Annotated in this window: 20 protein-coding genes; 5 read left to right on the forward strand and 15 right to left on the reverse strand. The window is 38.7% G+C overall.

The genetic code is table 11. The features are described 5' to 3' along the window. Nucleotides 1-97 precede the first annotated feature (97 nt). From J0654_RS01675 to J0654_RS01685, 3 genes are read left to right on the forward strand one after another with little or no spacing between them, the layout of a single operon-like run. A complete protein-coding gene (locus tag J0654_RS01675; protein WP_207026041.1) occupies nucleotides 98-3412 on the forward strand; it encodes a VCBS repeat-containing protein in 3315 nt (1104 codons plus the stop codon). Continuing rightward, nucleotides 3396-4778: a vanadium-dependent haloperoxidase gene (locus J0654_RS01680; protein WP_237685855.1), complete on the forward strand. Its 1383-nt coding sequence runs from the start codon at nucleotides 3396-3398 to the stop codon at nucleotides 4776-4778. Before J0654_RS01675 ends, J0654_RS01680 begins: the two co-directional genes overlap by 17 nt. Then, complete coding sequence (locus J0654_RS01685) at nucleotides 4751-6460, forward strand: CRTAC1 family protein (protein WP_237685856.1); 1710 nt, start codon at nucleotides 4751-4753, stop codon at nucleotides 6458-6460. Before J0654_RS01680 ends, J0654_RS01685 begins: the two co-directional genes overlap by 28 nt. 69 nt (nucleotides 6461-6529) lie before the next feature. Here J0654_RS01685 and galK read toward each other — a convergent pair whose 3' ends face one another. After that, complete coding sequence (gene galK / locus J0654_RS01690) at nucleotides 6530-7669, reverse strand: galactokinase (RefSeq protein WP_207026042.1); 1140 nt, start codon at nucleotides 7667-7669, stop codon at nucleotides 6530-6532. Nucleotides 7670-8094: 425 nt separating this feature from the next. Here galK and J0654_RS01695 point away from each other — a divergent pair, with 425 nt between their 5' ends. Then, a complete protein-coding gene (locus J0654_RS01695) occupies nucleotides 8095-8991 on the forward strand; it encodes a 3-keto-disaccharide hydrolase (protein ID WP_237685857.1) in 897 nt (298 codons plus the stop codon). Between the two features lie 165 nt (nucleotides 8992-9156). Here the strand turns inward: J0654_RS01695 and J0654_RS01700 are convergent, their stop codons facing one another. The 10 genes from J0654_RS01700 to J0654_RS01745 all read right to left on the reverse strand — a co-directional run bounded on the left by J0654_RS01700 (nucleotide 9157) and on the right by J0654_RS01745 (nucleotide 19305). Beyond that, nucleotides 9157-9915, reverse strand: coding sequence for a type 1 glutamine amidotransferase domain-containing protein (locus J0654_RS01700; protein ID WP_207026043.1), 759 nt, complete (start codon nucleotides 9913-9915; stop codon nucleotides 9157-9159). 11 nt (nucleotides 9916-9926) lie between these two features. Beyond that, nucleotides 9927-11156 (reverse strand): alpha/beta hydrolase-fold protein, encoded by a 1230-nt coding sequence (locus tag J0654_RS01705; protein WP_207026044.1) that lies wholly within the window; start codon nucleotides 11154-11156, stop codon nucleotides 9927-9929. Further along, nucleotides 11153-11878 carry a DUF4386 domain-containing protein gene (locus J0654_RS01710; RefSeq protein ID WP_207026045.1) on the reverse strand — a complete coding sequence of 242 codons (726 nt, stop codon included), beginning with the start codon at nucleotides 11876-11878 and terminating at the stop codon, nucleotides 11153-11155. The genes J0654_RS01705 and J0654_RS01710 overlap by 4 nt, the downstream gene beginning before the upstream one ends. A gap of 103 nt (nucleotides 11879-11981) precedes the next feature. Continuing rightward, a complete protein-coding gene (locus J0654_RS01715) occupies nucleotides 11982-12956 on the reverse strand; it encodes an AraC family transcriptional regulator (RefSeq protein WP_207026046.1) in 975 nt (324 codons plus the stop codon). 208 nt (nucleotides 12957-13164) lie between these two features. After that, the gene (locus J0654_RS01720; RefSeq protein ID WP_207026047.1) at nucleotides 13165-14283 is read right to left on the reverse strand and encodes a DJ-1/PfpI family protein; all 1119 of its coding nucleotides are present in this window, start codon (nucleotides 14281-14283) and stop codon (nucleotides 13165-13167) included. Between the two features lie 94 nt (nucleotides 14284-14377). Further along, nucleotides 14378-14914: an NADPH-dependent FMN reductase gene (locus tag J0654_RS01725; RefSeq protein ID WP_207026048.1), complete on the reverse strand. Its 537-nt coding sequence runs from the start codon at nucleotides 14912-14914 to the stop codon at nucleotides 14378-14380. A gap of 176 nt (nucleotides 14915-15090) precedes the next feature. Beyond that, entirely contained in the window at nucleotides 15091-15462 is a 372-nt protein-coding gene (locus tag J0654_RS01730) for a DoxX family protein (RefSeq protein WP_207026049.1), read from the reverse strand. 23 nt (nucleotides 15463-15485) lie between these two features. Further along, nucleotides 15486-16127 carry a hypothetical protein gene (locus J0654_RS01735; RefSeq protein ID WP_207026050.1) on the reverse strand — a complete coding sequence of 214 codons (642 nt, stop codon included), beginning with the start codon at nucleotides 16125-16127 and terminating at the stop codon, nucleotides 15486-15488. Between the two features lie 203 nt (nucleotides 16128-16330). Beyond that, complete coding sequence (locus tag J0654_RS01740; RefSeq protein ID WP_207026051.1) at nucleotides 16331-18658, reverse strand: DUF5916 domain-containing protein; 2328 nt, start codon at nucleotides 18656-18658, stop codon at nucleotides 16331-16333. A 53-nt stretch (nucleotides 18659-18711) separates the two neighbouring features. After that, complete coding sequence (locus tag J0654_RS01745; RefSeq protein ID WP_207026052.1) at nucleotides 18712-19305, reverse strand: Crp/Fnr family transcriptional regulator; 594 nt, start codon at nucleotides 19303-19305, stop codon at nucleotides 18712-18714. A gap of 210 nt (nucleotides 19306-19515) precedes the next feature. Between J0654_RS01745 and J0654_RS01750 the strand changes: the two genes are divergently transcribed. Further along, on the forward strand, nucleotides 19516-20238 hold the full coding sequence (locus J0654_RS01750) for a DUF3667 domain-containing protein (protein ID WP_207026053.1): 723 nt from the start codon (nucleotides 19516-19518) through the stop codon (nucleotides 20236-20238). A gap of 233 nt (nucleotides 20239-20471) precedes the next feature. Here J0654_RS01750 and J0654_RS01755 read toward each other — a convergent pair whose 3' ends face one another. The 4 genes from J0654_RS01755 to J0654_RS01770 form a co-directional block, all read right to left on the reverse strand. Continuing rightward, nucleotides 20472-20879 (reverse strand): nuclear transport factor 2 family protein, encoded by a 408-nt coding sequence (locus J0654_RS01755; RefSeq protein WP_207026054.1) that lies wholly within the window; start codon nucleotides 20877-20879, stop codon nucleotides 20472-20474. Between the two features lie 343 nt (nucleotides 20880-21222). Further along, nucleotides 21223-22107: a universal stress protein gene (locus J0654_RS01760; protein ID WP_207026055.1), complete on the reverse strand. Its 885-nt coding sequence runs from the start codon at nucleotides 22105-22107 to the stop codon at nucleotides 21223-21225. 363 nt (nucleotides 22108-22470) lie between these two features. Then, on the reverse strand, nucleotides 22471-24072 hold the full coding sequence (locus J0654_RS01765; RefSeq protein ID WP_207026056.1) for a TPR end-of-group domain-containing protein: 1602 nt from the start codon (nucleotides 24070-24072) through the stop codon (nucleotides 22471-22473). Between the two features lie 258 nt (nucleotides 24073-24330). Continuing rightward, complete coding sequence (locus J0654_RS01770) at nucleotides 24331-25185, reverse strand: CPBP family intramembrane glutamic endopeptidase (RefSeq protein ID WP_237685858.1); 855 nt, start codon at nucleotides 25183-25185, stop codon at nucleotides 24331-24333. Nucleotides 25186-25421: the final 236 nt, after the last annotated feature.

A 25421-nucleotide genomic window follows, 5' to 3' on the forward strand; every position in this document is an offset into this window, starting at 1 on the left:
GTCCAAACGGTTAGAGTTTGTTAGTTTTAATTACGATAGAGTCCTACCTTTAAAGGTAGGACTCTTGCTTTAAGGACTTAGAAACAAAATTGATACCATGAAGTATTGTTTGTTATGCGCACTGTTGTTGACCTGTATTGTCGGATGCAATAATAGGGGAGATGGGCCCGTCAAAAATAGCCCTACGATATTCCAATCCGTTCCTCCTGAGTCTTCAGGTATCACTTTTCAGAACACTTTACGGGAAGGCCCAAATCTGAATGTTTTGATGTACGAGTATCTGTACAATGGGGCAGGTGTGGCGGCAACGGATCTCAATAACGATGGTTTTGTAGACCTTTATTTTACATCCAATGCAGGACCAAATAAATGCTATCTGAACATGGGCGGGATGAAATTCAAGGATATTACCGACCAGGCGCATGTAGCGGGCAGAAAAGGACCATGGAAAACAGGTATTACAGCTGCTGATGTCAATGGTGATGGAAGAATGGACCTATACCTTTGTTATTCGGGTGCATTGCCCCCTGAAAAGAGAACAAACCAATTGTTCATCAATATGGGAAATGACCCCGACGGGGTACCCATTTTTGAAGAACGGGCGAAACAATATGGTCTGGACAGCAATGCATTTAGTAACCAGGGTTATTTTTTTGATTACGACCGTGATGGTGATCTTGATATGATTCTTTTGAACCATAATCCAAAATCATTGCCTGTTCTAAACGTTTCCAATACCAAAAGGTTTTTGGAAATGGACGATCCTTTACAGGGAATAAGGCTGTTTCAGCAAAATAAGGGTCATTTCTCGGATGTAACGGTCGAGGCGGGCATAAGTGGTTCTGCTCTTACTTACGGATTGGGCATCGGCATAGGGGATTTTAACGATGATGGTTGGTCCGACTTTTATGTGTCCAATGATTATGCTGTACCGGATTACCTTTATATCAATCAAAAGGACGGAACCTTTGTAAACAGGTTAACGGAACAATTGGGCCATACGAGTCATTTCTCCATGGGAAATGATATTGCCGATGTAAATAATGATGGCTTACAGGATATATTCACCCTTGATATGTTGCCAGAGGACAATCGGCGGCAAAAGCTACTGCTGTCACCGGACAATTATGATAAGTTCGATCTGAATGTCCGAAGTGGTTTTCATTATCAATACATGCGCAATATGCTCCAGGTCAACAATGGAAATGGTAGTTTCAGTGAAATTGGACAATTGGCCGGGATTTCTAATACCGATTGGAGTTGGGCAGCCCTTTGGGCGGACTATGACAATAATGGTTGGAAAGATCTTTTTGTGACCAATGGGTACCTCCGTGATTACACCAATTTGGACTTTATTGACTATATGGACAATTTTGTACAATCCAAAGGCAGGCTCAAAAGGAAGGATGTGCTGGAACTTATTGAAAAAATGCCTTCTTCCAAACTTAGTAATTACCTTTTTAGCCATAATGGGACCAATGATTTTACCAATGCGACCCGCCAATTTGGACTTGATGACCCTGCCAATAGTAATGGAGCTGCCTATGCCGATCTAGACAACGATGGGGATTTGGATTTGGTGGTCAACAACATAAACAAACCTGCTACCCTATATGTAAATAACACAGAGTCCAAAGACATGCACTTTATACAAATAAAGTTGGAGGGTATTAAGGGCAATACCCAAGGGATAGGCACAAAGGTCACTCTCTATCAGGATTCTTTACAACAGACCTTAGTTCAAATGCCTACAAGGGGTTACCTATCTACCATATCCCCAATCCTTCATTTTGGTTTGGGACATAACAAGAAAGTCGATTCCATCAAAGTACGCTGGAATAGTGGGGGCGAGGAAACGATCCTTGAAGTGGAAGCTGATGAATTAATGATTCTTAAAGAGGAAAATGCCATTCGTGGAACTAAGGATTTCACCGATAAACAAACCTTGTTGACCGAGGTAAAATCTCCTTTAAAGTTTACCGATACATCAAACGATGTGAATGATTTTAAACGTCAGGCCCTACTTATTTCACAATTTTCCCATAAGACACCGGTAATGGCCAAAGGAGATATTAACAATGATGGCCTGGACGATATATTTATCGGGGGACCCAAAGGAGTACCTGCACAAGTTTTCATGCAAAGGACCGATGGAGGCTTCCAGAAAAATCCAGTGGATGTTTTTTCGAAGCAAATCGGGTTCCACGATAGTGATGCGGCCATTTTTGATGCCAACAGGGACGGATTTCTTGATATTTATGTGGCCAGTGGAGGATACCATAATTTCAGTGGTTCCGATCCAATGTTACAAGATCGTTTGTATCTAGGAAATGGAAAAGGGGAGTTTACCGATGCACAAGGAAACCTACCCAAAATGCCAACGCAAAGCGGGACCGTGAATGTTGGTGATATTGATGGGGATGGTGACCTGGATATTTTTGTGGGAGGTAGGGTAATTCCTGGAAGGTACCCGGAAAGTCCAAGAAGCTATATTTTGGAAAATGATGGTAACGCCCATTTTACGGATGTTACGCAAAAGGTGTGTCCCCAATTGAAAAATCCCGGTATGATAACCGATGCCGTTTGGTTGGACATTGACAAGAATGGAGACGAAGATCTGGTGATTGTCGGCGAATGGATGCCCATCAGTATTTACATGAACAGGTCCGGGGTGCTTACCGAAGAATCGGATAAGTATATTGACAAAAAATACTATGGTCTATGGAACTCAATAGATGTTGGTGATTTTAATGGGGACGGCTTGCCCGACCTTATGCTGGGCAACCTCGGGACCAATTCACAATTCAAGGCATCGGAAGAGGAACCTGCGGAATTATATTATGCAGATTATGATAAAAACGGATCAATTGACCCCATACTCAATTTTTACATTCAAGGAAAGGCTTATCCCTACGTCACCCGAAATGAACTATTGGGTCAACTCGCAAATCTTCGCTCACGGTTTACCACCTATGAGAGTTTTGCAGATGCCACTATGAAGGATATTTTTACGCCCGAAGAGTTGGTAAACTCTACGAAATTGACCGTAGACCATTTGCGTACTTCTTTGTTATTGAGTTCCCCGAGTGGTATGTTTTCAATGGCTGAGCTGCCTGAACAAGCACAGTACTCATGTGTGTACAGGTCAGTTATCGAAGACTTTGACCACGATGGAAACCTCGATATATTGTTGTTGGGCAATAATGGGTATTTCAAGCTAAGACTTGGAAAATTTGATGCCAATTATGGAACACTTCTTTTGGGTGATGGCCAAGGGTCTTTCAGTTATGTTCCACAGACAGAATCCGGTTTACATATCACAGGCGATGTTAGAAGTTCTGTTCTTATGGATCATACACTATTGCTCGGTATTTCAGGAAAGGATTTAAAAGCATATGAGTTCAAAAAATAATAATGTTGCCATGGGTAGCCGACATGTTTCCTGGTTTATAGATATCGTTGTCATATTTATTTTGATATCGGGATGTTCAACGGATAATAGTAGGGTTTCAGAAACAGAAGTGGTTTTGAAATGGGCGGATATGACCAATCATATTACCCGATACACCCCATCGAACTCACCAACATTTGCTTCTAGGGCCTATGCATATATCGCATTGACCATGTATGAATCGGTTGTTCACGGTTTCCCTGATCACAATTCCATGGCAGGTCAATTAAACGGACTGGATTCTTTACCAAAGCCCGATCTAAAACAGGACTACAATTGGGTCTTGTCCATGAATGCGGCCCAATCACGAATTATCAAGAGTATTTATCAGCAAACATCCGATGAAAATAAACTAAAGATTGATTCTCTTGAACAGGTAATTTTTGAACATTTCTCCGATACATTGTCCCAAGATCTTGTGGATCGTTCCATAAACTATGGTGAACGCGTTGCCAATGCTATTTTTGAATGGTCAAAAACAGATGGGGGGCACCGTGGTTATCTGAAAAATTTTGATAAGAACATGGTACATCCCAATTTCCCAGGCTCATGGAAGCCCCCCTTGTATGCCCAATCCTTTAGTCATTATCCATTACATCCACATTGGGGGGAAAACAGGACTTTTGTTAAAGCCAATCGGGAAATTCCGGAGCCTTATATGATCCCATACGATACCGTTCCCGGTTCGCCCTACTATAATCAATTTATGGAGGTGTACACAAAAGAACAGACCTTGACCCGAAAGGAAAAGGAAGCTGCTATTTGGTGGGGAGATGACCCGGATGTTACCTTTACGCCCCCGGGGCATTCCTACTATATAGCGACCCTTGTTGTGGGAGAGAAAAACCCAGATTTGATCATGGCTTCAGAAGCTTTTGCCAAAACTGCCATGGCCGTGGCAGATGCTTTCATAAAATGTTGGGAGTGGAAATACCATTTCTTTTCAGAGCGAGCAAACACTTATATACCAAAATTTATAGATGCTGAATGGGAGTCTTTTTGGCCAGACCCTCCCTTTCCGGCTTTTCCTTCGGGTCATGCCATCCAAGCGGCATCCGCAGCAACAGTACTTGAAAATACATTTGGTGAACAGTTTGTGTTTACGGACAGAGCCCATGAGGGGCGAGAACGTGATGAGGTGAGGGATACGGATTTTGTGGTACGGACATTCGATACATTCTGGGCGTTTGCACAAGAGACTGCAGATTCGAGATTCTACGGTGGAATCCATACTCCTCAAGACAATGAGGTTGGACTAGAAATGGGCAAGACTATTGCCAACAATGTTATTGCATTGGAATGGAAAAAGCAAAAGACCGCGAAATGAATCAAATAAACAGTAATATATTTTCCATTGTCTTCTTTTTTATAGTAGTAGGAGTCTCTGGGCAAACAATGTTTACGGATGTTACTCAGGATGCCGGGATAGAACATGTGTTTCTAGTGTATGAGGGAACTTTTGGTGGCGGGGCCACAGTGTTCGATGTGAACAACGATGGTTTTGAAGATATTTTCATTACCAGTGGTATGTCCAAAGATGCTCTTTACATCAATAATGGTGATGGAACATTTCTAGATATTTATGATAGGTCGGGGCTGGACATTAGTAAAAACTACGTGACCCAAGGGGCTGTTAGTGCTGATGTGAATCGTGATGGCCATCGAGACCTCTTTATTACAACGATCAACACTACCGATGGAAGCCAAAAAATCCCGAGGGCAAAAAACTTATTGTTCCTGAACAATGGTGATTCAACGTTTAGGGATGCTACTGAAGCGTTCGGTCTACAAGACCTAAATTCATTTAGTACCGGACCTAGTTTTGGGGATTTCAATGCGGATGGTTATCCCGACCTTTACATAGGCAACTACTTTCAAAACTTTGAAGGGAAACTCGGCATAATCAAGGATGCAACCATTGTAAGTGCCAACCAAACTGCGAAAGGATATCTTCTGATCAATAGAGAAGGAAAAAGATTTGAAAATGTTTACGAGGAATATAATCTCGACCACAAGGGTTTTGGGTTTGGGGGTGTTTTTACAGACTTTGACAATGATGGGGACCAAGACCTTCTCGTCAATCAAGATTTTGGATATAAAGCCGTACCTAACCTACTATATGAAAATCAATATCCCAAAAACCGATTTGAAGATGTGGGTAAGGAAAAGGAAATGGACCTTAAGATCAATGCAATGGGGTCGGCTGTGGGTGATTATGACAATGATGGTGATATGGACTATTATGTCACGAACATCAAATTCAACCAATTTATGGTCAATCAAGGTCCAGATGGTGTGTTTGTTGATCGTTCCAAGGAATTGGGTACATACTCGTTGGCTATAAGTTGGGGAGCCAATTTTGCCGATTTTGATTTGGACGGGGATTTGGACCTATATGTGTCCAACGGAGATCTGAACCCCAATTGTGTCCCTATGGGCAATTTTTATTTTGAAAATAATCAAGGGGTTTTTACGGATAAAGGGCGTATGACCAAATCAAATGACTATGGAGTAGGAAGGGGATCTGTTGTTTTTGATTACGATAACGATGGGGATTTGGATATACTTGTCGTGAACCAAAAGCCCATTTATGAGTATCCTGTGGAATCCACCACAAAACTATTGCGGAACGATACTCCCAAAGGTAATTATCTTAAGGTGGTCTTAAACGGTATCTCCGCGGAAAAAAATGGTATCGGTTCAAGGGTGACTGTTGTAAGTGGAGGAAATCGGATGATACGGGAAATTGATGGGGGCGGCTCAAGCCATATATCTCAAAACTCTACAATAGCACATTTTGGATTGGGTGAAAATACAAAGGTGGATTCCATAATTGTGACATGGACGGGAGGAAAGGAACAATTGATGTTAAATGCGCCCATTAATACTTTGGTAACTCTAGTGGAGCGTCCGGATGATCCTGATTACTTTGTATATTTTTTAAGTATCGGACTTGTAGGACTGTTGACATTGCTCCTGATTTATTTCAAAAAACGCAAAAGGGTTTAAATATGCGGTGGGTGGATTCAATAACCTGCCAATAAAAAAGTACTTAGAAGAATCGCTATTTGATTGCTTTTACAAGAATGCTGTGCCATTGCTGGGAACTGTTATAAAATGTGTCAGTTCCAACGAAAATTGCTTTTTGTAAGCCTTACGTATTTCGTCAATAAAATTGTCAAGGGCATTCACATGTACTATGTTTAGGGTGCATCCACCAAAACCACCACCTACCATGCGAGCTCCAAGTACTTCATTCCAGTCTTTTGAAAAATCAACCAAGAAATCAAGCTCAGGACAGCTTACCTGATATTTATATCGTAACCCCTCATGGGTTTTGTATAACAATTGTCCAAACTTTTCAAGGTCCTTATTTTTTAAGGCCTCAACAGCTTTTAAAACCCTGGCATTTTCTTCGATGACATAACTGCACCGGTTGTATATAGTTTTTCCCAGTTCCTTTTTACATTGATCAAGCAATGATTTGGTCATGTTCCTAAACGTAATCCCATCACCGAATTTATTTTGAAGTATGCCCAACCCTTTTTCACATTGCCTTCTTCGAATATTATACTCACTGGAAACTAGATTGTGCGTAATATTGGTGTTCAATAACAGTATACGGTAAGGAGCAATATCTATTGGGATATATTTAAAATCCAAGGTCATGCAATCCAATAACATTACATGGTCTTTTTTTCCCATTACGGATGCAAATTGATCCATGATACCACATTTGGTGCCGACGAAATCGTGTTCTGCAGTTTGGGATAATTTAATGATATCCCATTTTTTCAGCCCAAGTTCAAATAACGCATTCAATCCATAAGCAAGACCACATTCCAGGGCTGCGGAGGAACTCACCCCCGATCCTGTAGGGAGATGGCTTTCAATAGTGCAATCAAAACCTTTTAATTTGTCGGTGCGCTGTGATATTTCATGAAGGACCCCTAATATATAGTTTTCCCATCCATCTTGTTTCTTGGTGATGGAATCCAATTCAAATTCAAGCATATCCCCATACCCCTCACTATAGACCCTACAGGTTTTTTCGGTGCCGTTCTTTCCTAATTTAAAAGTAATGGTCTTATCGATTGCAGCAGGTAATACATAACCGTTGTTGTAATCCGTATGTTCGCCTATGATATTAATTCTTCCAGGGGATGTGACCGTTAAGTCGGTTTTGAGCTGATTTGAAAAAATATGTTTTTCTATCAAAATTGGATATATAAAAAAGTCACTTTGAACATCTTTACACTTTAAGTTAACCGACAAAAAGAATTCAACTAAAGTGGGGTTAAACCTTTCCTGTAAATATACTGGATCTATATTGTTAAAAGATTTCAGGATGTTCCTAAAAAGCAGTTCAAAATTACAAAATACTTACTTTCCTATTGGAAAATAAGATATAAAAATTCTGATTTATAAAAGGGTCGATTGGTTTTTTTAATAAATAGAATACAGTCTTTGACTGTTTATAACCATAATATCAATATTTGGTCCCAAATTTTATTTGTAGGACCCAAAAAGACTGGAATCATTACTCGTGAAATAAAAAAATAAGGGGTAAATTGGTTCACATAGATAAATTTTAGGAGACCTTTAATATGTAAAGAGATTCTTTATATTCCAAAACCTTGATAATGATGAAACCTAAACCAATCGATACCTTATCTTGCTTAAAACAGCTAACATTAATTGCTTCATTTTTAGCCCTTGTTTTCTTCTCAAACTGTACCCCTGAAAAAAGTAATTCCGATAAGGAAGAATGGGTCGCACTGTTTGATGGAACCAATTATCAAGATTGGACACCTAAATTCACAGGCTATTCCCTTGGAGAAAATTACAATGGCTCCTTTGTTTTCAAGGACAGCCTTTTAAGCGTCAGGTATCAGGAAAAAGATACCTTTAATGGCACCTTTGGTCATTTGTTCTACAAAAAGAAGTTTTCATATTACAAGCTAAAAGCGACCTATCGTTTTGTTGGAGAGCAAATGTCGGGAGGACCCGAATGGGCCATTCGCAACAATGGTTTAATGCTTCATTGCCAAGATCCTAAAACTATGGGAGTTGATCAAGACTTCCCTATTTCCTTGGAATTACAACTCCTTGGTGGTGATGGTGTACATGATAGGACCAATGCGAATCTATGTACGCCCGGAACTAACGTGATCATCAAGGATTCGTTGATTGTGGACCATTGCATTTCCTCTACTTCAAAGACTTATCCTGGTGATGGGTGGGTGACCGTTGAGGCACTGGTTCTCGGTGATTCCATAATGCAACATATTCTGGACAACAAAGTTGTGCTGGAATATGGTAAGCCAACGATAGGTGGGGGTATGGTAGAAGGATATCTTGATAGCGCATACGAAGTAGGTAAACCCATAAAGGAAGGTTATATTTCAATTCAGGCTGAGACTGCACCTATAGATTTCAAGTCCATCGAATTATTGGATTTATGTGGTTGTACAGATAAAAAAGCCAAGAATTATAAATCTTATTATGTGAAATCCGACAACTCAGAATGTATTTACTAGTCTGTGCAATACCAAAAATGATTCAATTATTGGGTCACTTAAAATCAACCTTTCATTACCAGTCGCTTCAGAAAGGTTAAAGTAATTTTTAATTTTTCCATCAAATTCATTTAAGGTCATTGGAATCGTTTATTTGAATTTTCTTTTGACTCAGCTCTTTGTTGGCTATTTATTTTTTTCAATTTCATTTATCATTTCTTTTGCCACAATAGTAGAAGAGGGAAGGAACATGGTTGTCACAATTCTCTTGTCAATTACTACGTCATGTTTGTCGTTCAAGTCACTTTTGGTTTGATAAAGGGCTCCATTTTCCCTTAATTGATCCTCCAGAATTATTGGTAGTAAAGTTCCTTCTTTAGCCCAACTTTTGGTCACTTCGGTTGAATTTGGAAAGCCGGTTACTTTTTTACCTTTAACCATATAATCACCATTGGCAAGTTTGACATTTGCAAAGCCACCGGGACCGTGCCCACACCCTCCGACTATTCCTCCATTTTCATAAATTTTGGCTATTATGGACAATATCTTTTTATTATTGGCCACATCAAACAATGGTCCATAACCACCACCAATAAAAACAGCTTTATAGTTCTTATAATCTACTACATCAGGCGTTAATGAATTTTCAACATTGCCATTAAAGTTTTCATATTTTATGGCATAACTACTAATTCCGACGGGATCCATTGAGAATGGAACTTTTCCACCTGTTGGCGATATAAAATCCACTTTGTATCCATGGGAAACAAAAATATGGTACGGGGGTGCTACTTCCCAAAGGTTGTTCCCTGCAAAGTGTTTTTCAGGGTCTCCCATGTCCTCTGTATTTGAAACTACAATTAATATCCTTCCCTTTTCATCTTTATCATTTTTACAAGAGATGAAAAATAGCACCATCAATATGGTTAAGAATGTTTTTTTCATTTTTTACTGAATTAGGGTTTATTTGTTTTCTCCAATCTACTTATCTCTTGCAGTAGATCATCCTCTTGTCCCTGCTTGTAATTTTTGGACACTTCAACTCCATGAAGATAGGTTTCAATGGCCTTATTCTTTTGACCTGTCTTCTCATATAACCCTGCCAAATATGTCAATAATCCAATGTACATGGGGTATACTTCTGAAGCCCTTTTGAGCACTGTTATGGCACCAAGGTCATTCCCGTTTTCGACCAATACCGAAACCAGATTGAAATAATCTTCAGCTGGTCTTCGAGCCATTTCGCCATATTTTTTTTTTAACTCTTGCTCTGCCTTTAAAAAGGCTATATCACTAAAATTATCGGTCAAGTCTTCACTCAATTTTAAATCCGAGAATAAAAATTTTAACCCCTTGTAGTTTAAAAGTAATCTAGAAGCCATGTGACCTTCATTTCCAACCTCTTCATGAAGCCATTTAAAATTATTTGGGGTGTGCTGCTCTATCACATCCACATACCGAATCAGTTCCTGACGCATTCCCCAACCGTCCCCGCCACCAATGCCGAAGTATACGGTTTTGTCCAGGTTTTTATTTGATGTAAAAAATGTTGTTGCCTTTGCCGTCATTTCCTCTTTGTTCCACCAGAGTGCCGGAGCTTCTACAACGAATGCATCAAAAAGATTAGGGTTTTCCATGAGGGTATAGATACTGAATAGGCCTCCTAAAGAATGACCTTCCAATATGCGATAAGAATGACTTCTAAAATTCACATCCACAAAGGGAATTAGTTCTTCTCTTAAAAACTTAAGAAACTTTGAGGCGCCCCCACTCTGCGGTATACCTGCATTTCCAGTACTTCCATGTAGATCCTGTCCAGCATTGGAGGGGGTTAAATCCCTATTTCTGTCCAAACTCTCGATGCCAACCACAATTAAAGGAGGTATTAGCCCTGACTCTGTCAAAAGCTCTACGGTCCCTACCGTATGTTTTATGTTTTGTAGGCCATCCAACACATAAAGCACGGGGTAATTTGCACCGGTATCTTCGTACCCAATGGGCAATGAGATGATGATTGGGCGTTCTTCCTGTAAAACAGTTGATTTGAAGATGTGTTGGGTACCCAGGCCCAAAAGTTGCTGGTCTTCCGTCGTCTCTATTTTATGGGCTACCTGTGCGTTTGATGGATGATAGCATAATAACCCGATGATACAGAGTATTATTTGTTTGATTGTCTTTGTTTTCATAAGGGTGATTTTTTAAGATTTTTATAGGATTCCGTAGTGCCTTTTACAAGCATGTACAAGGTTAATCCAACTTCTCCAAGAGCAGCGGTGATACCAACAATCAAAGCAGTATAATCCTCATAACCCGGAACATTGAAATTTCCAAAAGATTCAATGAGGTAGCCTGCGGCAGCACCTAGGAACAATCCCCCGAACACCTTTGGAAACACATTGGACCTGTAAATAAGTATGGCAAGCAATAGGCAGTGTATACCAAAAAAGCTTCCTGCAATGAGATAACCATAATGGTGTGCTTCCATAAAGTAGGCGCTTATTTGCTGTACTTGTGCCGTATTGAATGAATTGGACAGGCTGTCGGTTTCCAGTACCTTTAAGGCCATATAGTGATTCAACAAATTTAAACTTCCTATGGCCGGATGTGCAATAAGCCGGAATGCTGAGGATAACATGGCCAGAGTCTTATTGAAGGGGTAAAAGATCTTGTACAACAGTATTGCTATCACTGCATCTAAAAGAAATGCAATTAAGTCCGTTGTCAACCCTAATTGAAAAAGTCCCTTATTTTGAAGTATACCATGAGCTGTTTCCACCGCGTTTTCGTGTACAACAAGGGTTCCTCTAACATACCCTTGACTAAAACCGGCACAAATGATGACAAATAGATAAAATAATCCCGTAAGGCGGATTAGTTTTATACTGGCTAATCCTTTTACACTTTTCATCACTTCTAAACATATTTGGATCAGAAGCAAATTTCAGGTCAATCACTTTTTTCTTTTTGACTTTTAGTTCCAAAGATTTGATAATTCGGGACAACAAAAGGATCTATGGACCTTTTCTATACATGTTTGGAGAGGTTCCTGTCCATCTTTTGAATGCTCTGTTAAATGCACTTTGTTCGGAAAACCCAGTTAAAAAAGCTATTTCACCTATGGATTGGTTTGAGTTGGAAAGCAAATTCATGGCAGTCTCTTCCTGTTTTTTTTGGACGAGTTTTCTAAAAGAGAGATTTCTTTCAGCAAGTCTTCTTTTTAATGTCCTGTCACTCATGCCCAGATATGCACTAACCTGTGCTAAACTGGGAATGCCACTGGATATGGACTGGTCGAGCAATTGATCGATTTCCTGGGTAAGAAAGTCTACTTCAACCTTTAATTTGGATTTTTCTTCCTCCATTCTTTCCACAAGAAACTGATGAATAAATTTATCTGCCTTTATGGTCGAAACTTGAAGGTCTTTGGAATGAAAGGTCAAAGCATTTTCCGATGCATCAAAGATAACCGGACAATCGAAGTATTCAGAAAAATATTCCGGACTGGAAAATCTGTGCTTAAAGCTTACCCGTGTAGGTTTTATGGGTTTTCCGCTCACTTCATTTAAAACCTCTATTAACATGACGAATGAAACTTCGTTGGCTGTTTTTATGCCATGGCGGTACACGTCACGATGTAATATTATTTTTGTCTCTATGGGACCTTCCTCCAAAGTGATACTACCATCATTGGTGACCAATACCATGTAACGTTTTACATTTTTAAGAACTTCCACGGCTCTAAGGCAAGTTTTCCAGGATAGCCCGAGCGTCCCATAATCATTTGAATCAAGTTGCTTTCCTTGTCTTAGCCCAAAACCTGGCATAAGTTCTTGTTCAGCCAGTTCATATACCGCTAAAAGTGATTCAATAGGAATATGTTCCGTGGTGTTTCCAGGCTCAAGAGCGGTCAGTACATCCATGGCCAGGCCTTCTTTTTGTGCCAAAGCAATAGCTTTTTTATAGATAGAGGCTAAAACAAACGCCATATGGCCTTTACTCTTTTTATTTTCCCAGCGCTTTCGTCAGTAAGAACTTTAATATGTTTTTAAAAGTACCTTAAAGGACAAAAGGAAAGGGATTATAGTTTCATTCCTAAATTTACGGTATAAAACAATAATCCCATTCGTTTTTCAGAATTTGAGGTTCAGTTTAAAATACTGGCCTGCCAATCAAGCTGAAGAAAATAACGGTTTTTCAGCTTATCGTTTCAAGCAGTTTTTCAGCTTGTTCCTTTAGTAAATTTTTAGCGGTCAAATCATTCAATATACTTCTGGCCTTCTCGTTTCTATCCAATGATATATAGGTTTTGGCCAATAACAGCTGTAGGTTTTCATTAAAAAAGTGTGGCGAGGTCAACTCAACCAAAGCAACTCCTTTCAATAACTCATCGTTGTTTTCGGTTGAAGCCAAAATTTTATAATAGCCATAAGCTGCTATCAATGGCATGTCGTATTTGGCTTTGTTTTTCGCCAGTTCCGCTTCGGCCCATGCAATGGTCTTTGTTTTATCCAATAATTCCTGCATCAAATAGGCACTTCTCTCATCGTTGTACAATTCTCTTTTAACCGGAGTAAGTCCCAAAGATGATACAACAGCTTCAGCAGATCTGGTTGTTGAAAACGGATTTTGACCGGTAACAAACTTTCCTGATACAACAACTTTGGACAACATAAAATCGGTTTGCTTAAAAATGGCTCCTCTTGATTCTAATTTGGTTTCCAGACTAAAAGGGAACTCTCTAACCCATTTTTTTCCAAAAAGCTCCTCTTCCACATTGCAAAAACTGGTTAATTCTACATCATTTATAATGTATTCATCACCACTTTTTACATTGACAAAGGCCGCAGGTCCATGACAAACCGAGGAAATAACGGTATTGTTCCTATGGTACAAATTCAATATGATATCTTGAAGTGAAGGATCGTAAGGCAGATCAAACATGGCACCTTTACCACCCACAATGTAAATGGCATCATAGTCCGCTGCATTTATATCGGCCGTTGCCATGGTGTTTTCCAATAAACTGAGGGCGTACTTGTCCTCCAAAAGTATTTTGTTGTAAGGTTTGTCCTTGTTGTATTTGTCAGCTTCTACCTTGCCGCCTTTTGGGCTTGCTACATCTATGGATACATTATTGTTTTTAAAGATCAAATAGGCTTGGGAGAATTCATCGAACTCGTAGCCCGGTCTTGCGGACCCCATATCTTTTCCATAGCTACTGACTACCATTAAAACTTTTTTCTTGACGTCGTTGGTTTGGGAAAAAAGCATGACAGGTACAATAAAGACGATACTTAAAATAATTTTTTTCATTTTTTGATTTTTGATGTTAGATAAAGAACACGAACGGAAAACTTTTTTGTTACATGAAAAGTTTCCCGTTCAAAGAAAAAATGCAGCTAATTTTTTATGATCCTATGGTTGTTTGAAACTTATGGACCTTGGAATCGATATCCTGTTTCAAACTTTCTTCACTGATTTCTCCGTTTGTGAAGTTATCATAGAAGGAAGGCAATGAAAAAGTATCCGTAATTCTGGCTCCCATAAACGGGAAGTAGGCACTTGCGGCCTGTAAAACAGATGCTCCACCTCTGCCGCCAGGTGAGGTTGCCATCAATAGCATGGGTTTTTCCCTCCAGACCTTCATATTTACACGGGATAACCAGTCCAAAGTATTTTTGAATACCGCTGCATAGGACCCATTATGTTCTGCCAGGGATACCATAAAACCATCGGCAGTATCAAATAATTCATCTAGCCTCTTGATCGCAGTCGGTATACTGTTTTCGGCTTCAAAATCAACGCCATAAATGGGCAATAAATAATTGTTGAGGTCAATGGAAATAATCTCCACGTTTTCCAATAAACCAGTGGTATAGGTCAATAAACTTTTATTGATTGATTTTTGGCTGTTGCTTCCTGCAATTGTGATTATTTTTTTCATGATTATTGTTTTTTTTTGAGATTAAACTATCGGTCGACCATTTTTCCATGTCATATATTTCCATGGTTAAGGAAAGACCGGTGATCAGAAGGGAATATTCGTTACCTTTACTAGCTTGATCACCGAGCCAATTCACTTAAAACCCTGGGGACATTAAAACTTCGGAGATGTAACCACTATAGTATTACTTTGAAATTTTTATCTGTAACCAGTAGGACCATACTAGCAATACAACAATATAGAGCTGTATAAAAGTATACATAGTCATTATGTGCGAAATGCGTTATCAATGCACCAATTGCGAATGGCAATAACCATAAAGTCGATAGGTTTTTAACTTTATGCATCCAAAACCCAACAAGCAAACCAATTACTCCCAACAATTCACCATAGCCAATAAATAAGGTCCATATTTTTCCGAAACCAAAATTGCTCATGTTTTCCATCATACTTTGTTTTTGGAAAACTTTAAAAAGACTTGCGTATCCAAAGGCATAGATTAAATATGCATATGCTGCCCAATGTGAAACTCTTACTAAATTTTTCATAATGTTTAAGATTTAAAAATTGTTTATAAAGTTTTTCGGTAATACATACCGAGAGATGATTTTTCAATTGGATCGGGCCCATACTGGTCAAGGTCAACACCGATACCGAGTTGGTGCCCATTGAACGACACTCCTGCACGCAACTGCTGAAAGCTTCTGGAGTGCGTTTTAAATTTGTCCCAGATAGTTAAAAACTGTCCGTTCAACCAAAGGGAAACTTTGTCATTTACAGGTGAGTTGAACTGAAACTGTACAAAAGCTTCGGCATAGCCGGCTTTCTTTTGCTCGGAATGACCAACCGTGGGAATAATTACAAATAGTGCCCGTGAATTTTTTAATATGAGCCTTGCGGAAAGGCGTTCCGCATAACCGGCAAAACTGTTGTAATAAATAGATGGACCAACAGCAACACTCTTGTTAATGTTCCAGAACAATGTTGGTTGCACCCCTGCCTCATCAAAACCCTTGTTCGCTTCTTTATTGAATTTTTGAAAGAAAGCAAGGGTAGCAATGCTCAGCGTGTTTTTTTCATTGATCGGATAGCTTGAATAGAGTGTGAAGTCCGTCTTATCCAACCCTGTAAAGAGTTCAACTTGCGTAAATTGCGCATTCAAGTTGTTCGCAATCCCAAGAATAAATACTGAAATGATTACTACTTTTTCCATGCTCCAAAATTCCGAGAGGTGCACATGAAAAAAAATGAACTAGTTTAAGACTTTTACCTTCGATTGACTTTGGAGATGATCTTATTCATGAATTCCGGGGTAATGCCAATGTAGACAGCCATATCTTTTGAGTAATTCTAGATATTATTAAGGTACTTTTGTTGAAGGCTGTATACGGGTTTACTTCTGCTAAAAAGGATATTCTAAAACTGCTTTAGAAGGGTTATCTTTCCGATAAATTGCCTATTGCCCTGTACTGGATCAAAGGTGGTGTCCCGCGTGTTGTTATAGACCAAATAAAAGAAGGAGTTTGGTCTGTATTCCCAACTGAATCGAGCGTTCCATCTTCCTTGATCCGTAAAGGAATTGTATTGATAAAAAGTCGATAATTGAACTCTGGGATTTAGTGCTACTCTTAGACTACCTGTATATAAATCGGTTTTTAACATTTTCTCCTCAATCCCTATATTTTGTAGATTATTATGTTCATAATCCAACGAAAGGGAAAAATGTGGAATTGGGGCGAATCGAGTTCCCACTGTTATGGATTGCCTTTTCCCGTTGTAGAACTTGCCCCATTCAAACTTTCCAGATAGGGACAATTTTTTAGATCTATCAGAATTATAGTTGATAACTTGTCTCGTGTAAAAGTATCGATCTTGAGCAATGGAAAGCCCTAATGGAGCAAAATCAAAGTTGATATTCTGCCAGGTCGGGGTTATGGCATATTCCAAAAAGCTATTGTCCTTGAAAAAGACGTAAAAGGGAAATAGGTAAACGCTGGCCTGTTGAAATTTCTTTGGGTCTTTGAAGTCATGATAATAATTTGCAAAAAAGCCTGACTCCCAACGACGCACCCATGGCATGGACTTGGGGCGTAATATAACATAATTGCTTAGATTGTGTTTTATGACATTGTTTTGGTAAACAAAGCCCATCGCTGGGTTGTAATCACTACTTACAAAATTGGATTTCCAGCGCCAAAACATTTTATTGGTCTTATATACTGCAGAAAATGTGCCGGCATAACCCCATGTGTCGGTAGCTTCGTCTTTGGATGCGGATGCAAGATATGATACTGTCCACTCATTTTTTGGTCGTATAAGACCATCTATGGTAACTGTCGTGTTGTTACTTTCATTTAAAGATAGTGAGGGTTTTTTTTCATCTAAACGGTGTGTCACCATCAAACCTATATTATTTTCATTGCCATAGTTTTGAAGATAACGAAACACTCCAAAGTTGGCAGCGGCCGATTCATCAGTATCCCCTTGATGGACATATAATCCTGCTAAAGTTTTGTTTTCATCCCTATTGGTAAAACGTGCTCCAACATCAATAGGAGCTGGTGTGGCATCAAAGCCTCCGTCCAGACCTATTCGCCTACTGAAAAAAGGAATGACATCATAATCTGAGACTCCTGCCCAAATCCCTGAATTTTCAAGAAAAAACTGTCTGCGTTCCGGAAAAAAAATATTGAATCGTTCTAAATTATTTACGGCTCTGTCCACATCAGCTTGGGCAAAATCAGTATTGATGGTTAAATCGACCACTGTATTGGGTGAAACTACCCATTTTACATCGCCACCAACTTTTACATTATTTTGTGAATCGACCACATGCTTACCATTCGTGGATTCGTCAAATTCATATAACGTATAAGGTTCAATACGTAAATTTGCTGAAGGTGGAGGTACTTCTAATCCTGTAAGTTTAGCCGCGTAGGTCATTCTATACGGAGAAAACGCTTGAGGGACTTTAGGAAAAACAGTCAGCTCATAATCTCTACGCGCTAATCGAGCAAATGTAATTCCCCAATTTACTGGCTCTCCATTTTTAGGTTCATTATACCTTATGGACTTAAAGGGTATAGCAAACTCAGCATAGTACCCTTGATTAGTACGTTGTGTTCTAACAGTCCAAAGAGCATTCCAATCATCATCTACATAAGTGTCGTTAAAATTCTGTAAATCTCGTTGATTGCCGTATGGAGTTGTTTGAAATGATACTGCATACTGTTTAGTATTTTGGGCATCAATTTGGATACCAAAAATGTCATTCTCCCCGAAAGAAAAATCACGCCTTAAATCTTGAACTCGAATTCCTTTAACTCCTAAAGAGTCTTTACAAAATGCACCTACATATAGGTTTTTATCGTCATACAGGAGTTTTACTTCTGTCTTGTACTTAATACTATCGGATTGTAAAGGTTCAATTTTGAAAAAATCGGATATAATAGGCGCATTTTCCCAATCTGCTTCATTCAACTTGCCATCAATAGTTACAACACCCTTAGTTTTAATGGCTACAATTTCTCTTGGATTTTCCGGAGGTGCAAAATTTTCTGTCTCCTTTTCTTGTGCTCCACTGTTTATTGAGCAGACTAAAAAAAGTACTACAATTGTACATTTAAAGTTACTGAAGTCTCTTTTATAAAAACCAGAAAACAGTTCAACTTGTGTAAATTGCGCATTCAAGTTGTTCGCAACCCTAAGAATAAATACCGAAATGATGATTACTATTTTTTCCATGCTCCAAAATTCCAATGGGGAGACACGAAAAAAAATGAAGTAGTTTAAGACTTTTACATTCTATTGACTTTGGAGATGATTTTACTCATGAATTCTGGCGTAATGCCAATGTAGGCTGCCAAATCTTTCTGGGTAATTCTATTGACAATGTTAGGATATTTCCTTTTGAATTCGATATATCTTTCCTCGGCCGTTAAGGATATGCCTTGATTGGAACGTCTGATATAGCTTATGAGCGATTTTTGATATAGGATACGGTAAAACCTTTCGAATTTTGGGATCTCTTGAAAAAGAAGCTCATAATTAGCTCTGGAGATGCCCAATAATTCTGAGTCCTCGGTAGCTTTAATAAAATAATGTGATGGTTCTTTGGTCATAAAACTGGCCATGTCCCCTGTCCAATAATCTTCAACCGCAAACATGGAAATATGTGGAGAGCCTTCTTCATCCAGAGTATACACTTTTAAGCAACCTTTGGTGATAAAGTACTCGTATTTAGTAACTTCCCCTGCTTGCATCAAAAATGCCTTCTTTTTAACTTTTACTTCGGTAAGCAAAGAAATATATTTCTGTTTTTCAAGCTCGGTCAAGTCAATAAACCTAGTGACATTATCAATAATCAGTTGATGTGAGTGCTTCGGTTCCAAGGTTGTTTATTTGAACTTTTGTGACGGTATTTGTATGCTTTCCTGCATATCTATGGTAACTAATTTAGCTAAAAGTAAATGAATAGTAGGATAATCCGCTGGTCTTTCGGTGTAATTCTTTGCTTTACTTAAGAGCTTGGAAGTGAGACATTTCATATCTTAGGGTAATGACACGAAGCGACCTCTGAAATAACCTTATGAGATGACAAGATGAAATGTAAAAATTGCAATAATATTGTTGGGGAAACGCATTCATATTGTCCGTATTGTGGTCAGAAAATGGGATTGGGCCGTTTAAATTTCAAACAACTGTTAAAAGACCTTTGGATTTCTTTCACCAATACAGACCAAGGAATACTTCACTTGATAAAGCATCTGGCTTACAGGCCAGGTGAGGTGGCTCGGGAATATATTTCAGGTCGGCGCAAGAGTTATTTTAATCCGTTCAACTATTTGCTGATCACGGTGGCTATTGCACTATATTTCATTGCACAGTTTGAGGTTATTGCCCTGGATTATTCTAAAATAGAATCGGATGACAAGGAACTTTTACAATTTGCTTTTAGGTATTTTAATGTATTCATACTGCTAATGTGGCCTATTCATGGCTTCCTTATCTGGTTATTTTTTAAAGGTCGTGAAACCAATTATGTCGAAAACCTGACTTTTACTGCTTATTTGAGTGGACAAACCATGCTCTACTATATTTTAGCCTTGGCTTTGTTTATGATGCTTCCCTCATTACTCACAACTCTAGGTACAATAATTGGTTTGTTGATCAGTATATGGTATATGCTGGCGATCCTGCAATTTTATCAGACGAAATCGTTCTGGAGCATTTTAAAAATCATATTGATCATTACCCTCACCAACATGATATCCCAAGGAATAATATTTATGACATTTCAATGGTACAGGACCTGGTTTGTTTGAGTTTTGTGAGGGTCTTGGCCATGTGAGCAGTTGCTCGGTTTTGTACAACTAGGTATCAAGTTGGAAGTTCCTGTAAGATTTCCAAAGTGGGGGAGAGGAAGCAATCGCTTAAAGCCATTGCTGTACCTTCGTTATTTTTCAGCCTACTGCCAATCATTACTATGTATGTAGAATGTGACTGAACACAGCCTGTTCGGAATAACATCGATGTATCCAAACGTTTTTCATTGGGATTACTTTTCAGAGTCTGCCAACTTCTTAGTATCCACAAATTGTTGAAAAGCAGTAATTTTCCCGTCATGATCAAGCGTCCAGAGATGTGCGGCTTGGGCATTGTAAGTTTTTCCTGTTGCTTTGACTTTGGCATCATATCGTAAAGTAGCCAAGACCATATTATCATCCATACCGTGGATTTTTACATCTTGTAATCCAAAGTATTCATGATTAGCTCCGAGAACTGAAAATACGCCTTCTAAAACCGCATCTGGACCGATATACGGATTGCCGCTGGCAAGGGAATTACTTTCAGCTTCGTTCCATTCGATTTCAGGGTGCATTAAACCCAGTACAGTGGGCATATCGCCTGTTGAAAAGGCATTGTACAAAGCGTCAATTACTTGAGTGTTTTTTTTGGTTGTCATGTTTTGATTTTTATATGCTGCCTACTCTGACCGGTTTTCGGCTTCCCCGATTTTTACTTCTCAATAAAGTTTACAAGTGCTTACCAAACTGATAGTCTTATGGGGATTTCGGAAGGAACTTGATCATTAGAAGCTGGTTTCTCTAAAGATATGATTTTTATGGGATTAGGATTCCCTTTTGAACAATTCGAAAAGTTATGATGAAGTGATCGCTCCAATAATTAAATCAGGGCTACTTGAACTGAACCAATTTACATATGGTCCAGCAAGTTTGGCAATGCACTTTTTTGGAAATTCAGGATTAATGTCCCAGGGATTGTATAACCCTGGATGATGTTTTTAATCATAAGCCGGACATCATTGACTTTTTCATGCTTCGCATGGGTTCCATTTTTTGATTCAGCATCAGCAGGGGAACACATTCATAAGATTGCATTTTTTTTACCAAATCAGTGTGCAACCATCCTTTTAATCCCTTTTTGTTGTTTCGTTTCAGCATAACCAGCACATCTGCATTTGTTTCTTTGATATAGGTGGTTAACCGATCACAAATGTTGTTGGAGAGAATCCGGTCATAGTCTATATGCTCATATAGTACTTTTTCGCTAAGGAGCCCTTTGAACCATTCTATTCTGGAATCATCGCCTTTGTCCTTGTCATTTGAAACGTGCACAACTTTTATTTTTGCCTTAAAAATCTTGGCCAATTCTGCTAAGGCATGAATGGCATTGATGTCTTCTTTCTCAAAATCGGTAGCATAAACAATCGAATCCAGGGAAGTAAATATGGAATCTTCTGGTACTGTCCAAACTGGGCAGGGTGCATTTTCCAAAAGGCCCACGGCAGTGCCTCCCATAACAATGTCTCGAAGCTTGCTTTCGCCCCTTGTTCCCACAAAAACCATAAAGGCTTGGTGTTCATGTATTTTTGTTATGATTCCGTTGGTAATTGAAGTGTGATCGATAGGCTCAAATCGAATCATGGTTTCATTAAAGGATCCACCAATATGTTGCTCGTAAAACTCTTTCAGTTTTTTATGTTCATGGTTTAGGGAATCTTTGGATAAGTTGGGGAAGACCTCAATCAATTCGGTGCCCAACACAGCGGGTAATTCATAAACATGGGTCAATACCAAGCGCATTGACAAGGCTTTGGAAATTTCGACAGCGAACTTTAGGGCAGCAACGGAACGCTTTGAATAATCGGTGGCATATACTATAGTTTCCATTTTTCTGCATAATTTATCGTTTACCTAATCTAGGTCACAACGAATCAAAATCAAATGATCTTCGTCATCATTGCGATAAATTATTATGGAGTAAGAGTGATTTCAACGGGGACTTTATCCCCTTTTATGTAAGGCTGCACTAAATCTCTCGATTCTGTATTTCATCAGTGGGAGTATGGATACACTTTTAAAATGGCCGATAAGAGACTTGCAAAACGGTCAGTTTCCCCATCTTCGATCAACTTGATCATTTTGGATTCAGTACGTTCAACTATGGTTTGGTTGAACCTTGGTTACGATTAGTATATGAAGCGCGGCATCCGGAAGGGTACTATAGGTTTATGTACATGGTAATGCCTGGTTTTATTTTCTACTTTCCGTAGTTTGTATCACTTTCATTACTGTATCCAAAGCCTTGTCGTTTCCATTAAAATAATCGGTTGATGATAGGTTTACCGGAATATGGGGAGCAATCCATTTACGGTTGTCCTCTGCTTTTGATGTTTGATGGAATTGCGTGGAAATAAGTCCCATTAATCCGGAATATGGCAATTTGAACCATCCTGCTTCCCCTATGTGATTTGGTTTTGAACCACTGGGTTCACCAACAAGAATTGCATTGGTGTATTTTGTAATATCCGTTAGTAAGTTTTGAGCAGCGGAAAAAGTTTCTCGTCCCATTAACACAAAGACGTTTCCACCTGGATTCATAAGTTCAAAATTGATAATGGTTTTTAGCATTGGTGGTAATATAGAACCATTCCCTCCGTGATTATGTCTCAAATCCAAAATTAAATGTTGTATGTCGTTTTTAGATGTCTGACTACGCAATTCGATAGTAAAAGCTTCTAAAGACTGTGCTTCTTTCTGTGTAACGGCATTAAACTGAACATAAATACTTTTGTTTTCTGGAATCAATTTATACCAATATGGGTCTTCTATTTTCGACAAGAATATTGGTTGCTCCTTGTTTATTAGTTTTGGCATTTTTGGAAAGCCGGAAAAATTCCAGGAAACTGGATCCATTATTACCTTCTGAGACTTTTCGTTGCTGTCTTTCAAAGTAATGGTGACTTGATCGGTGTTTTCAACGATTCCCAAACCTTGTAACACATCCGGTAGCCCTAAATAATATGGACCCAACCAAAGTGTTTGCATATCGTTATCCCTGGCATTTACGGCATTTGTTTTTTGCAGGGCATCTTCAGCAGTTGTGTTTCCAATCAATTCCACTTGATGACCAATCCATTTTTCAAAGCCTTTCTCCGCACCAACAATAAATAGTCCATCATTAAACTGATAAAATTGAACTGGAAGTTTCCTTAAGGCGCCTTTGTTGGGAGATGTGGGTATAATTAAATTGTGGCCATTGCCAAGACTCCCCAAAATCTTCATTAGCTCCACAATGATTTGCTCATCTGAAAACGAGTCTATTTCTGATTTTAATCCCAATATTTTTTTGTCAAAATCAGTTTTAGACATGGAGTGAAATGGGTTGTAGTGCAATTCCAGTATTTGCTCCTCTAAATAATCTATATCACTAACCCACGATTCTCCTCTGCTCAAACCCAAGTGACTTCGATAACCAAAGACTTGTTGAAATTCTTCATCCTCGTTGAAGGACTTGAAAGCAGGATCTCCCTTTAAGAATGGTTTTTCGTCATAACGGGATGCAAATCCTTTTTTCAACCATAATAAGGCATTCTCCTTATCTCCATCTTCGGCATAGGCTTTCGCAATTTTGATCATTATATCATTTGAAGGTGCCGACCCCGTCGGAATATCCGTTAATATGGTACCTCCAGATTCAAGCGTTTTTTTTAATACGATTACTGCATTTTTAAACTGTTCAGTCTCATAATAGGACAGTCCTAATACATAAAATAGATCAGCGTCATTTGGATATTGTAGCGTAAGACTTTCCAAAATAGGAATCGCCTTTTCCCATTTTTCAATTTTGACCAAACTTAAAGCTTCAGTTCTTTTATTGAAGTACTCAGTCGGATTTTGAATACTGTTTTTTGTCGATTGGGAGAAAGCCTTAGGGGATGCAATAAGATTTGAAATGAAAATGCAAAGAATGACTATTGCGTAAGTTTTTATTTTGAACATTTTAATATCGTTTAGTTGAACCTTGGTGACGGTTTCAGTTATAAATAGTCGTATGGTTTAACACTTACCTTTTGCATTTACAAAGGATATTGGCCGCTCTGGCCGTTTGGTCTATATTTTTTCTTTAATAGCTTTTCTCCAAAAATAAATCCCGAAAATACTGGTAACAATGGCAAACATAATTCCGTTTTCGCCAAGCCAATGTTCGGTTCCCTCAATTTTCATGGTTAAAGAAGGCATGATCTTTTGAATGTACACATTGCTTACTGCATGGAAAATTACTGCTGGCCATAGACTTTTAGATTTAAAAGTGTAGTAGGCCATAATAAATGACATCGAAATAATCACTATAAAGAATGTGATAAATTCCAATAGCACATTGCTACTATAGTAAACAAGCAACGGCCAATGCCAAGCCGCCCATACAATTCCGCTAAAAATGGATACACCGGTAAAAGAAAACACCTTTCTCAATTCATGGATAAAAAAGCCTCTCCATCCAATTTCCTCTCCTAATGTTGTTGCTGAAGCTCTTATCACTTCTACGGTCCCCAACAAGATGATGGCTATGATTGTTATCGAGCTTGGATTTAAAGTACCTATTCCAAACAATCCAAGTTCTTTTCCCCATTCTGTTATTGTTTCTTCATTTGCTAAACCTCCAAACCCGAAAACCCAGATAAGTAAGTAGGTGATTATACCATATAGGGCAGGAATAAAATAAGACCATCGGATGTATTTCCAATCTCCCCAATTCCAATTAAGCGATGAGATTTTACGCCCTTTGATTTTTAATGTGATAAAAGCAGCTATTGCTGGACACCACATAATAGCCCCAACATATATTCTTGAAGGATACAGCTTTACTATGGCATAATGGAATGGCGAAGTGAGCGCAACAACGAGTATAAGAAATAGAAAGATGGTTTTCCAAGCATCTTTACGTTCTGATGAATTTGTAAGCATTTTGTTTTTTTGATTGGTTCGTTTGTTTGAGGAAGACGAAGAGTCAATGTTTTTGTTACAATGCGCCCAACGGCTTTGTTGGCCATAGTTTTTTATTCAATACTTTCATACTGCCTTGTCAATAGTAGGAATCAAATATTATATGGCAATCGGGTCGGGATTTGATTATTGACATTTAAAGCTTAATACAAACCATGAAATTCTTAGGTTGGGAAAATCACCTATTTTTAAGATTG

The sequence above is a fragment of the Flagellimonas profundi genome (genome assembly GCF_017313275.1).
Lineage (GTDB): Bacteria > Bacteroidota > Bacteroidia > Flavobacteriales > Flavobacteriaceae > Flagellimonas > Flagellimonas profundi.

Bases quoted from the DNA above. Each gene is read 5' to 3' on its own strand.
- J0654_RS01675 (WP_207026041.1), top strand. From the start codon at position 98: ATGAAGTATTGTTTGTTATGCGCACTGTTGTTGACCTGTATTGTCGGA.
- J0654_RS01680 (WP_237685855.1), top strand. From the start codon at position 3,396: ATGAGTTCAAAAAATAATAATGTTGCCATGGGTAGCCGACATGTTTCC.
- J0654_RS01685 (WP_237685856.1), top strand. From the start codon at position 4,751: ATGGAAAAAGCAAAAGACCGCGAAATGAATCAAATAAACAGTAATATA.
- J0654_RS01695 (WP_237685857.1), top strand. From the start codon at position 8,095: ATGATGAAACCTAAACCAATCGATACCTTATCTTGCTTAAAACAGCTA.
- J0654_RS01700 (WP_207026043.1), bottom strand. From the start codon at position 9,915: ATGAAAAAAACATTCTTAACCATATTGATGGTGCTATTTTTCATCTCT.
- J0654_RS01705 (WP_207026044.1), bottom strand. From the start codon at position 11,156: ATGAAAACAAAGACAATCAAACAAATAATACTCTGTATCATCGGGTTA.
- J0654_RS01710 (WP_207026045.1), bottom strand. From the start codon at position 11,878: ATGAAAAGTGTAAAAGGATTAGCCAGTATAAAACTAATCCGCCTTACG.
- J0654_RS01715 (WP_207026046.1), bottom strand. From the start codon at position 12,956: ATGGCGTTTGTTTTAGCCTCTATCTATAAAAAAGCTATTGCTTTGGCA.
- J0654_RS01720 (WP_207026047.1), bottom strand. From the start codon at position 14,283: ATGAAAAAAATTATTTTAAGTATCGTCTTTATTGTACCTGTCATGCTT.
- J0654_RS01725 (WP_207026048.1), bottom strand. From the start codon at position 14,914: ATGAAAAAAATAATCACAATTGCAGGAAGCAACAGCCAAAAATCAATC.
- J0654_RS01730 (WP_207026049.1), bottom strand. From the start codon at position 15,462: ATGAAAAATTTAGTAAGAGTTTCACATTGGGCAGCATATGCATATTTA.
- J0654_RS01735 (WP_207026050.1), bottom strand. From the start codon at position 16,127: ATGGAAAAAGTAGTAATCATTTCAGTATTTATTCTTGGGATTGCGAAC.
- J0654_RS01740 (WP_207026051.1), bottom strand. From the start codon at position 18,658: ATGGAAAAAATAGTAATCATCATTTCGGTATTTATTCTTAGGGTTGCG.
- J0654_RS01750 (WP_207026053.1), top strand. From the start codon at position 19,516: ATGAAATGTAAAAATTGCAATAATATTGTTGGGGAAACGCATTCATAT.
- J0654_RS01755 (WP_207026054.1), bottom strand. From the start codon at position 20,879: ATGACAACCAAAAAAAACACTCAAGTAATTGACGCTTTGTACAATGCC.
- J0654_RS01760 (WP_207026055.1), bottom strand. From the start codon at position 22,107: ATGGAAACTATAGTATATGCCACCGATTATTCAAAGCGTTCCGTTGCT.
- J0654_RS01770 (WP_237685858.1), bottom strand. From the start codon at position 25,185: ATGCTTACAAATTCATCAGAACGTAAAGATGCTTGGAAAACCATCTTT.